The 11,317-nt window shown below is 61.9% G+C and carries 9 protein-coding genes; 3 read left to right on the forward strand and 6 right to left on the reverse strand.

The window, feature by feature from the left end:
* Positions 1-344 precede the first annotated feature (344 nt).
* Together BFP99_RS07925 and BFP99_RS07930 are read left to right on the forward strand one after the other, a co-directional pair.
* Entirely contained in the window at positions 345-2,099 is a 1,755-nt protein-coding gene (locus BFP99_RS07925) for a sigma-54-dependent Fis family transcriptional regulator (protein WP_065947037.1), read from the forward strand.
* Between the two features lie 98 nt (positions 2,100-2,197).
* Positions 2,198-2,809, forward strand: a complete 612-nt coding sequence (locus tag BFP99_RS07930; protein WP_065947038.1) for a TetR/AcrR family transcriptional regulator — start codon at positions 2,198-2,200, stop codon at positions 2,807-2,809.
* A 19-nt stretch (positions 2,810-2,828) separates the two neighbouring features.
* Here BFP99_RS07930 and BFP99_RS07935 read toward each other — a convergent pair whose 3' ends face one another.
* The 4 genes from BFP99_RS07935 to BFP99_RS07950 form a co-directional block, all read right to left on the reverse strand.
* Positions 2,829-3,308, reverse strand: coding sequence for a DUF3237 domain-containing protein (locus BFP99_RS07935; RefSeq protein WP_065947039.1), 480 nt, complete (start codon positions 3,306-3,308; stop codon positions 2,829-2,831).
* A gap of 42 nt (positions 3,309-3,350) precedes the next feature.
* Positions 3,351-4,454 carry a polyamine ABC transporter substrate-binding protein gene (locus BFP99_RS07940; protein WP_065947040.1) on the reverse strand — a complete coding sequence of 368 codons (1,104 nt, stop codon included), beginning with the start codon at positions 4,452-4,454 and terminating at the stop codon, positions 3,351-3,353.
* Positions 4,455-4,494: 40 nt separating this feature from the next.
* Positions 4,495-5,832 carry an alginate export family protein gene (locus tag BFP99_RS07945; RefSeq protein ID WP_065947041.1) on the reverse strand — a complete coding sequence of 446 codons (1,338 nt, stop codon included), beginning with the start codon at positions 5,830-5,832 and terminating at the stop codon, positions 4,495-4,497.
* A 116-nt stretch (positions 5,833-5,948) separates the two neighbouring features.
* On the reverse strand, positions 5,949-7,211 hold the full coding sequence (locus BFP99_RS07950) for a serine hydrolase domain-containing protein (protein ID WP_065947042.1): 1,263 nt from the start codon (positions 7,209-7,211) through the stop codon (positions 5,949-5,951).
* 252 nt (positions 7,212-7,463) lie between these two features.
* Here BFP99_RS07950 and BFP99_RS07955 point away from each other — a divergent pair, with 252 nt between their 5' ends.
* Positions 7,464-8,606, forward strand: a complete 1,143-nt coding sequence (locus BFP99_RS07955) for a pectate lyase family protein (protein WP_065926271.1) — start codon at positions 7,464-7,466, stop codon at positions 8,604-8,606.
* A 54-nt stretch (positions 8,607-8,660) separates the two neighbouring features.
* Here BFP99_RS07955 and gspF read toward each other — a convergent pair whose 3' ends face one another.
* Both gspF and gspE read right to left on the reverse strand, forming a co-directional pair.
* Complete coding sequence (gene gspF, locus BFP99_RS07960; RefSeq protein ID WP_065947043.1) at positions 8,661-9,872, reverse strand: type II secretion system inner membrane protein GspF; 1,212 nt, start codon at positions 9,870-9,872, stop codon at positions 8,661-8,663.
* Positions 9,872-11,290: a type II secretion system ATPase GspE gene (gene gspE, locus BFP99_RS07965; RefSeq protein WP_065939826.1), complete on the reverse strand. Its 1,419-nt coding sequence runs from the start codon at positions 11,288-11,290 to the stop codon at positions 9,872-9,874. The genes gspF and gspE overlap by 1 nt, the downstream gene beginning before the upstream one ends.
* Positions 11,291-11,317: the final 27 nt, after the last annotated feature.

The following is an 11,317-nucleotide window of genomic DNA, read 5'->3' on the forward strand; positions in this document are numbered from 1 at the left end:
ATCCAGTCGCCGTTGAACAGGCATTCGGACGCAATGGCCCGCTGTAGCAAGTGGGTGGTTTCAGGTACTGACATGGCAACTCCCGGTTCTTGTAATTGTCATCGCCTGCACAGGGTGCAAACGCCGCATCAAGCCTTGAGCAAAGGCTGTGCCGCTTGCACGCAACAACGCTGACATAAAGCATCGAGGGCTCTGGGACGGGGCCTGGCACACACCGCTCATACCTCACCCGCCAATCGACTGCAAAAACCGCAGCGCTGCCACTTGTTCAATTGATAAGGTTATGTTTAATAACTATCTGAGCAGTTACTCATATCGATCACTCGCTTTGCAGGGGCATAACAATGACTAATCCCCCCAGCGCGCTGCCCGACGACCGGGTGGCCAGCGCGCCCTACCATCCGCGCGGCGACAGCCGCCAACTCAGTGACAGCAGCTCGCCCACCCCGGCGGAACTGACTGACTGCCTGTTCTTCTCGCCCGAAGACGGGCGTATCTGGCTCAACGATCAACGCATGGTGTTGCTGCACGGTTCGTCGTTCGGTGCCCTGCGCCGGGAAGTCATCGAGCGCCTGGGGCTGGAGCAGGCGCGTGGCCTGTTCACCCGCACCGGTTATGTCTCCGGCGCGCGGGACGCGCGGTTGATCCGCGAGCGCTGGCCACAGGCCGATGCCGCCGCGGTGTTCCGCGCCGGGACCCACCTGCACACCCTGGAAGGCATGACCAAGGTTGAACCGCTGCACTTCAAGTTCGATGCCGACTCGGGGTTCTATGAAGGCGAGTTCCTCTGGCACCACTCCTGCGAGGCCGATGAACACGTGGGCGCCTACGGCATCGGCCAGGACCCGGTGTGCTGGACTGAAACCGGCTATGCGATCGGTTTTGTCAGTGGCCTGTTCGGGCAAATGGTGATTTTCCGCGAGGTGGAATGCCGGGGCATGGGCCACCGCTGTTGCCGGGTGATCGGCAAGACCGCGGAGCAATGGGGTGACGTCGAGCAGGACCTGCGTTACCTGAATGTGTCCCAGGCCGTCGCCGGCCCTGCCGCCCCCACGCCCGCCAGCCCGCTGCGCAGCAATGGCGGAGTCACTCAGCCGCAACCGTTGGTGGGCGCCAGCGCAGCCTTCAACGCCGCGATGCAAGCTTTGCAACGGGTCGCATTGACGCCCGCGACCGTGCTGATCAGCGGCGAGTCAGGGGTCGGCAAGGAGATGTTTGCGCGCCAGTTGCACCAGCTCAGCCGCCGCCAGGACAGCCCGTTCGTGGCGCTCAATTGCGCCGCCATTCCGGACAACCTGATCGAGGCCGAACTGTTCGGTGTCGAACGCGGCGCCTATACCGGCGCGACGCACTCGCGGCCTGGACGTTTCGAACGGGCCCAGGGCGGCACGCTGTTTCTGGATGAAATCACCAGCCTCAGCCTGGCCGGGCAAAGCAAGTTGCTGCGGGCCTTGCAGGAACGGGAAATCGAACGGGTCGGCGGAGTGCGCGGTATCAAGGTGGATGTGCGCGTGGTGGCCGCCACCAATCTCGACCTGCGTAAAGCCGTGGCTGACGGCAGCTTTCGTGAAGACCTGTTCTACCGCTTGAATGTCTACCCCATCGCCCTGCCCCCGCTGCGCGAACGCCGGGACGACATCCCGCTGTTGATCAATGCGTTCCTCACGCGCTTCTGCCAGGAATACGCGCGAACGCCGGCGGGCCTGACCATGCGCGCCCTGAAGGTGTTGCTGCGCTATGACTTCGCGGGCAATGTGCGCGAACTGCAAAACCTGATCGAACGCGGCCTGATCGCCAGTGACGAAGGCCAACCCATTGACCTGGTGCACCTGTTTCGCAACGAACCGATGCCGGCCGATCCCTACGGCCTCGACGACCACGGCAGCCTGTCCAACAGCGCACCGCCGCCGTGCCTGGCACTGTTCGACACCCTTGGCCAACTGGAACCGGGGTTTTCCATCGAAGGCCTTGAATCGCGCCTGCTCAATGAAGCCCTGCAACGCAACGCCGGCAACCTGGCCGCCGCCGCCAGGCTTGTGGGGCTCAGCCGCGCTCAATTTGCCTACCGGTTGAAGAAGCATCAGCGGCAAATCCCTTGAATGCCAATTAGTGCTTTAAAAGCTTTACCCAATTAAGTATTTTGCAGGGATACCGGGGCGATAAGCGCCCCTCTTTTTACTCGTGACAAGGATCTCCTGTGAGCGGACTGCGTGAACGTCAGAAAGCCGAACGCCGGCAAGCTATCAGCCAGGCCGCGATCGAGCTGTTTGAGCGCCAGGGTTTCCAGAACACCACCATCGAACAGATCGCCAGCCAGGCCGGGGTGTCGCCGCCGACGGTGTTCAAGTACTTCGGCAACAAGCAGGAAATCATCCTGGAAATCCTGCACCACGCCGATCAGCGCGCAATCAGCGACACCCGCCGCGAGATCCACACAATCGACGATCCGGTCGAAGCGCTGTGCCACCTGGAAAGCCTGCTCACCGGCTATGCCCTGGAAGTCATGCACCCCAGCCTCTGGCGTGAACTGCTGCCGCTGATCCTGTTCGGCGGCAGCAATGAACTGCCGGCCGGTTATCGCGCCATGAACGATGCGCTCAGGGCGCAAATCAGCGAACTGCTGCGGGAACTGCAACGGGCCGGCAAGCTGCGCCCGCAACTCGATGTGGAATTGGCCGCGTTCCTGTTGAACGACTATTCGCACCTGCAACTGTTCAGGCTGGTGAACCAGGAACACCCGGATATCGACGCGCACTCGACCCAGGTCAGGCGTATCACCGAGCTGCTGTTCTACGGCATGCAGGCCTGACAGCTTCCAGGGCCGGGCCTCAGTAAAAGCGATAGCAACGAATCACCACCTGGTCGGCGCCCGGGTAATGCACCAGGCCGATAAAACTTGAACGGGTGAGCCAGTCCAGCCGCCCCTTGGGCACCTGAAACACCGGGGTGCAGGTGCAGCGGTACTCCGTCTCAGGAATCGGCCATTGGCCGTCGCGCTCCAGTTGGCGTCCGTACTCAGTCATGCTCAGCACACCCCGGTTACGGATGTTGATCACCTCGCCTTCGTCGGTCCTCAGGCTGTAGCGGGCATCCAGTTGACCGATGCCATCGGGGCGCAAAAGAAAGCAATCTTCTCCGCCCGCCAGGACCTGGCCGCTGATGCCGACCCCATCGAAATCCCCGCCCACAATCGGGTAATTGCAGCGCAGGCCTTCAACGCTGTCGCCCAGCATCACGCCCGGCCCTATCGCGACGCGAAGGGTCAGCACCCGCTGCAAGTTGGGGGCAATGTCAATCCGTTCAGTCATGGCAAGCTCCAAGCCCGGCGCACACGCACCGGGCCACACTGATCAGCGGTTGCTCTTGATGGCCGTCCAGGTGCGGGTACGGATGCGCTCCGCGGCAGCCGGGATCGGCTCCAGGGCGAACAGGGTCTTGCGCGCTTCCTCCGGCACATACATGTTGGGGTCGTTGCGGATGCTGGCGTCCACCAGCGCAGTGGCGTCCTTGTTCGGGTTGGGGTAGCCGATCCTGTTGCTGATGCGCGCAATCACGTCCGGGCGCAGGATGTAATTGATGAACGCATGGGCCTCCGCCAGATCGGGTGCCTTGGCCGGGATCATCATCACGTCCGCCCACATCGGCGCGCCTTCCTTGGGCAGTGCCATCTCGACCTTGACGCCCTTGCCGGCGGCATCTGCCAGTCGCGTGGCCAATGCGACACCGCCGGACCAGCCCACGCCCACACAGATATCACCGTTGGCCAGGTCCATGCCGTAGCGCGACGAATTGAAGTAAGTGACGTAAGGGCGAATCTTCATCATCACGGCCTGGGCTTGCACATAGTCCTCACGCTTTTGGCTATTGGGGTCGAGGCCCTTGTAGTGCAAGGCAATCGGCAGGATCTCGTTGCCGGCGTCGAGGAAACCCACGCCACAACTGGCGAGCTTGGCGAGGTTTTCTTCCTTGAAGATGATGTCCCAGCTGTTCATCTGCACGTCGGGACCCAGGGCCTTGCGCACCTTGTCGACGTTGTAGCCGATCAATGTGGTGCCCCATAGGTAAGGCACGGCGTAGCGGTTGCCGGTGTCACCCACGGCTTCCAGGGATTGCATGAACTGCGGGTCCAGGTGCTGCCAGTTCGGCAACTGCGTGCGGTCCAGCGGCTGCACGGCCCCGGCCGTGATCAAGTGCCCCAGGTTGGCGGTGCCGGGGAACACCACGTCATACCCGGAGTTGCCCGTCAGCAGCTTGGACTCCATGGTTTCGGCACTGTCGAACACATCGTAAATCGGGCGAATGCCGGTTTCTTCCTGGAAACTCTTGAGCACTTCGGGTGGCAGGTATTCGATCCAGTTGTAGATCCGTACGGTGCGTTCTTCAGCCAGGCAAATACCACTGATGAGCAACGAGGCGACAGTGCCCAGCACGGTGTTACGCAAAAATCTGTTCATGATCAAAACACTCCAGCGCGGCCACGATGGCTCGCAGCACTTAATAGCGGTAGGTGAAATACAGTTCCAGCGCACTGAACATCTGGTCGTTGCCGAACACCTGTTTGGCGGCGGCCAGTGGCTTGACCCAGTTGTAGGAGAGCGACGTATAGAACGACGGCGTGGGTGTCCAGTCGAGGAAAACCACACTTTCGTCAGCAAAGCGCCGATCGCTGACCGGCGTGCCCATATAGTTTTTCTCGTCCAGCCAGAACTGGTAGTGAATCGCGCCGAGGGTCAGGGTGTCGTTGAGGTGGGTCTTGAGGGAGAACTGCTGGACGTTTTCGTTGCTGTTGAACAGCAGGTAGTTGCCGACCACATCCCCGACCAGCCACGTGCTCCAGTCGACAAAGCCCTTGCTCAGTGAATCCCAGGCTTTCTGGCGGTTGTCGGTAAGGTTGTCGTCGCCGGAAAAGCTCGCGTAGCGGTAGCCAATGATCGGCGTCAGCGGCAAGGTAGTGAAGGCATAGTCGGCCTGGGCATACCAGGCGTTGGCATCGTAGTCGACACCCTCGCCGCTGCCGCGCTCCAGCGCGTATTCGGCATTCAGGGTCAGCGCCTGGACGACGGGCACCTTGGCGTTGAGCGCCCTGACGTTGTACACCTGCATCCCGTCCCGACGGCGCGGCAGCGTGCTGCCTCGGGGGCCAAGGGCATTGACCTTCATGGCCATGGCGCCGAGCGTAACCTGGTCATCGAGGTTGTAATCCACGTTCACGCCGGTCATGCGGAAATCGCCCAAGTCGTCATCGGTACGCAAGGTGAAGGCCTGGGACTTCAGCGCGTCATGATCCCAGGCCAGGATCGCTGAGTCCTTGAACGCAGTTCGCGGGCCGAGCCAGTAGGCGCCGTCCTTGTACTGGTCGAGGTTACCGTCCATGACGATGAACCCCGTACCGATCATGTAGTTCTGGCGGCCGGCGGTGAACTTCCACTCGCCGACGCGAAAACCGCCGTAGAGTTCTTCGGCTGCGACCTTGCCGTCGGAACTGCGGCTGAAGCCTCCCGCATCGCCATCGCCGAAGGTGCTCGCCGCCACCAGGGAACCGCCGGCCAGCAGGCTGAAATCCGGTTGCAACGCATACTCGAGCTTGCCCCCCGGTTTTACGTAGACCTCTTGCCAGTTGATTCTGGCGCCGCCGTTTTTTCCGTTGCGCGCATCGACCTGGCCGCTGCCGAAGTTGACGCCACGGGTAAACAGCGTCGCCCCGCCCACGGTGAGATTGACTTCACCCTTGAGATCGCCGTCCTCAAAGGTGTAGCCCGCCAGCGCGACGTGGGTGGTCAAGGGTAAGCCGAGCGCTAACAGCGCTCGAGAGAAACGCTTGGTGAAAACCATAAGAAGCTCCTGTGGAATTATTGTTGTTACAGGGCAGTCAATGGCGACGCAGGGCGCCGCCAACACCTGGGCAAGCCAGGTGAATAGAACGCAAGACTCTTATTGTTTGGCGTGGATCAGCGACTCAGGTGGGCGGCGATCGCGCGCAGCATGCGCACGCTGTCGGTATCGAACGGGCTGACTGCATCGGTGAGCGACGATTGCTTGACGATCACCACGCCGGACGGCTTATCGATAAACAGGTATTGGCCGTGGATCCCCCCAGCCATCAGGGCCTGGCTGTGGTCGTTGAACACGTACCACTGGCTGCGATAGGACGCACCCGGCGTCCAGCTGGAGAACTCGGCATTTTGCGCGTAGATCGCCGGATCAGAACCGGCGGCGATACGCGCCACAGTCTCGGGCGACAACAGCTCGACCCCGTCCTGGCGACCGTCGTTGGCCAGCAGGCGACCGAAGCGCGCCATGTCTCTCAAGGTGGCACTGAAGCCCGCCCCGGCAACGTTACGGCCCCAGGGATCGGCCATGAAATAACCGTCGCGTTCGCACCCCAAGCGCCCCCAGATCTGTTCCAGCATCTGACTGCACGCCTGGCCCGAGGCACGTTCCATGACCCATGCCAGGACTTCGGTGGTGGCGGTCACGTAATGGAAAAAGCCGCCGTGTGCGCCACGTTTTTTCAGTGACGGCAGGTATTGGTACAGCGATTCAAACTGGGCGTATGGCGCCGGTGCCGGCTGGAAACCGCAGGCATAACCGTACTGCGAACTCTCGGAGGCGGGATCGTCATACACCTCGCTGTAGTCGATGCCCACGGCCATATCGAACAACTGGCGCACGGTGGCATCGCCAAACGCACTGCCCACCAGCTCAGGCACGTAGTACGCGGCGGACAGCTCAGGCTTGAGCATGCCGTTGGAAACCAGTTGTTCGCCGAGGGTGCCGATCAGCGACTTGGTCACCGAAAACATGATGTGCCGGTCATCCGCGCGCTGGCCGTTGAAGTAGCGCTCGAACAACACCGTGTCGCCCTGCATCACTAAAAAAGCGTCGGTCTGGCTGGCCACAAGGTGTTCGATCACGCTGATGCTGAGCCCGCATTCGCTGTCGAAACACAGCGGGTCCAGCGCTGTGGGCGCTTCCTTGAGCTGACCGGCAGGCCTTGAACCCGCCGCCACATCAATCGTGGGACGCAGCCGCGCCAGATGACGGAACCCCCACTGGCTGAAGGGCGCGCGCATCCAGTTGTGCCACGTTACCCGGTGATTCGGCTCGGCCGGGAAGCCCTGCATCAGCACAGGTGCCACGGGGGTTGCAAAGCACGACTCATTGGCCTCGACGTAAAGAGTCGCCAGTACAGACGGGGTTTTAAGACTCATCGGGATAACCCTGAAGATGACTCTGCATGGGAGCAGATGCACAGGAATAATTATCCGATATTTTGTTTTAGTCAATAAAACTTTTTACTCGTTAATTTTACAAACAGTTGTACGACAACGAATACACGCATGATAGTATTTCTCATGCAGCGGACGTTCGATTCGCTGCACCAGTGGCAAGGACGTCCGCTCGAGAAACGCGCATGCCTGTGCGCGTTTAAACACTCAAGTTAATCAAGGATCTGATTACTCATGACAACCCCCTCAACCTTCACTGCCTCAAAACTGGCCAGTGCCGTTATCGGTGCCCTGCTGTTTTCCAGCGTTCCTGCGCATGCCGCGGACATCTGGCTGGATTCGGCCACCACTGGTTGGGCCACTCAGAACGGCGGCACCAAGGGCGGCTCGCGAGCTGCGGCGAATAATATCTACACGGCAAAAAACGCGGCGGAGCTGAAAACCGCACTGAGCGCGTCGGTGGGCACCAACGGCCGCATCATCAAGATCACCGGCATCATCGATATCAGCGAAGGCAAGGCTTATACGACGACTGCTGATATGAAGGTACGCGGTCGCCTGGATATTCCTGGCAAAACCACCATCGTCGGTACCACCAGCAATGCCGAGATCCGTGAGGGTTTCTTCTATGCCAAGGAAAACGACGTCATCATCCGCAACATCACCATCGAAAACCCTTGGGATCCCGAGCCGAAGTGGGACCCCACGGACGGCAGCGCCGGCAACTGGAACTCGGAATACGATGGCCTGACCATCGAGGGCGCCAATAACGTGTGGGTCGATCACGTGACCTTCACCGATGGCCGCCGTACCGATGACCAGAACGGCAGTGCCAACGGCCGTCCGAAGCAACATCACGACGGCGCGCTGGATGTAAAAAACGGCGCCAACTACGTGACCATCTCGTACTCGGCGTTCAAGTCGCACGAGAAGAACAACCTGATCGGTTCCAGCGACAGCCGCACCACCGACGACGGCAAGCTCAAGGTCACCATCCACAACAGCCTGTTTGAGAATATCTCTGCCCGTGCGCCGCGCGTGCGTTTCGGCCAGGTGCATCTGTACAACAACTACCATGTGGGCAGCACCAGCCATAAGGTGTACCCGTTCTCGTACGCTCACGGTGTGGGCAAGAACTCGAAGATCTTCTCCGAGCGTAACGCCTTCGAGATCGCCGGTATCAGCGGTTGCGACAAGATCGCCGGCGATTACGGTGGCAGCGTCTACCGCGACACCGGCTCGACCCTCAACGGCAGCGCATTGAGCTGCTCGTGGAGTTCGAGCATCGGCTGGACCCCACCGTACAGCTACACTCCGCTGGCTGCCGATAAGGTCGCCGCCGACGTCAAGGCCAAGGCCGGCGCCGGTAAGCTCTAAGCAGCGGTGTCACCTTCGTGAAATGAAAAGCCCTCGGTGACGAGGGCTTTTTTGCTACTGCACCAGTTGGTTGATCTCGATGATCGGCAACAGCACCGCCATCACGATCACCAGCACCACCGCGCCCATCACCACGATCATCAGTGGCTCCAGCAGTGCGGTCATACCCATCGCCCGGCGCTCGATATCGCGGGACAGTGTCTGCGCGGCGCGATCGAGCATCGGCGGCAGCGAGCCGGTCTTTTCGCCGCTGGCGATCAGGTGGATCAGCAGTGGTGGAAATACTTTCTCGACTGCCAGCGCCGTGGCCAGGCTGACGCCTTCGCGCACCTTGGCAGTGGCGTCGTTGACGCACTGGCTCAGGCAGTCGTTGGACAAGGTCTGGCGTGCCGCTTCCAATGCACGCAACAGCGGCACCCCGGCGCCGCCGAGAATCGCCAGGGTCGAGGCAAACCGTGCGGTATTGAGCCCAAGTACAAAACGCCCGATCAGCGGCAGGCGCAACACGCGACGATGCCAACCCAGACGCGCCAGCGGGTTGCGCAGGTACACACGCCAGCCCCAGAAACCCGCGATCAAAGCACTGAGGCACAGCCAACCCCAACCGCGAATGAAATCACTGGCATTGAGCATCGCCAATGTCAGCCCGGGCAAGTCCTGGCGCGCCTGGGAAAACGCACTGACCACCTGGGGCACCACGTAGCTGAGCAGGAAGATCACGATGGCGATCGAGACCAGCCCTACCACTCCAGGATAGATAAACGCGGTGAGGATTTTACTGCGCAGGTTATTGCGTTCTTCGATGTAGTCGGCCAACCGCTCCATCACCTGGGCGAGATCGCCGGACTCCTCCCCCGCCGCAATCAGCGCGCGGTAGATCTCCGGAAAGTCCCGTGGCCGCGCGGCCAAGGCATCCGCCAGGCGCATGCCGCTGCGTACATCGGCACGCACCGCACTCAGGGCCTGGACGATGTGTTTGCGCTCGGCTTGTTCCACCGTGGCACTCAACGCGGCCTCCAGTGGCAGGCTGGCGCTGAGCAGGCTCGCCAGTTGCCGCGTGGCCCAGGCCAGGTCGTTGTCCGACAGCTTGGCGCTGAACAGGCCCGCGCCAGCCCCCGAGGCCGTATTTTGCTCAAGGTGCACCGACAAGGCCGTCAAGCCACGCCGGCGCAAAATCCCGAACGCCTCGCGCTGACTGTCGGCTTCCAGGTGTCCGCTCTCGATCTTGCCCATGGCATCGGCGGCTTCGAAACGGTAGCGATTCATCAGGCGTCCCGTGTCACGCGCAGGATTTCTTCGGGCGCGGTGGCGCCGCTGCGCACCCAGCGCTCGCCGTCTTCACGCATGCTGAACATCCCCGCACGCCGCGCCGCCACGCGCAGATCCTGCTCGCCGGCGCCCTGGTGGATCAGGCTGCGCACCTCGTCGTCGACGCAAAACAATTCATGGATACCGGTCCGCCCGCTGTAGCCGATCTGGTTGCACTGCGCGCAGCCCACCGGGCGCCAGGTGCCGGGCGCGGCCGGGTCTTCCTGTTTGCAATGCGGGCACAGGCGGCGGACCAGGCGTTGCGCCAGCACGCCCAGCAGTGACGAGGCCAGCAGGAACGGCTCGACGCCCATATCGATCAGGCGGTTGACCGCCGACACCGCATCGTTGGTGTGCAGGGTCGCCAGCACCAAGTGCCCGGTGAGCGAGGCCTGCACCGCGATTTGCGCGGTCTCCAGGTCGCGGATTTCACCGATCATGATGATGTCCGGGTCCTGACGCAGGATCGCCCGCAGCGCCAGGCCGAAGGTCATGTCGATCTTGGCATTGACCTGGATCTGGCTGATGCCCGGCAGGTCGTATTCCACCGGGTCTTCCACGGTGAGGATATTGCTGGTGCTCGCATCCAGCCGTGCCAGGGCGGCGTACAGGCTGGTGGTCTTGCCGCTGCCCGTGGGCCCGGTGACCAGCACAATGCCATGGGGCTGGCGAATCAAGGTGTCGAGGCGCGCCAGCAACTGCGGCTCCATGCCCAGGGTCTCCAGTTGCAAACGCCCGGCTTGCTTGTCGAGCAAGCGCATCACCACGCGCTCGCCATGCCCGGTGGGCACGGTCGACACACGAATATCAATCGGCCGCCCGGCCACGCGCAGGGCGATACGGCCATCCTGGGGCAGGCGTTTTTCGGCGATGTCGAGCTGGGCCATGATCTTGATCCGCGACACCAGTGCGCCATGCAATGCCTTACGCGGCGACACCACATCCCGCAGGGTGCCGTCGACGCGGTAACGCACCACGGAGTGGGTTTCATACGGTTCAATGTGAATATCACTGGCCTCGTCCCGCGCTGCCTGTGTGAGCAAGGCGTTGATCATACGAATCACCGGCGCGCCGTCCTGGGTGTCGAGCAGGTCGGTGATTTCGGGCATGTCCTGCATCAGGCGGTCGAGGTCGACCTCGTTTTCCGCCGCGCCCACCACGGCGGCGGCGCTTCCCGTATCGGCATAAGCACTGGCGAGGAGGCCGTCGAGTTCATCGTCGCGTACCTGCTCGAGGTGGGCCTGGCCGAACTGGCGCCGTACTTCGCTGATGGACCAGCCGGGGGTGGAGGGGCAGACGGTCAGCAGCATGCCGTCGTCGCCGGGGCGCAGGAGGATGCGTTGGGACTTGGCCCAGGCATAAGGGAGAAGGCTCACAAGACATCTTCCTGACCGAGCGCGGTC

This window comes from Pseudomonas sp. 1 R 17 (assembly GCF_900067035.1).
Classification (GTDB): domain Bacteria; phylum Pseudomonadota; class Gammaproteobacteria; order Pseudomonadales; family Pseudomonadaceae; genus Aquipseudomonas; species Aquipseudomonas marginalis.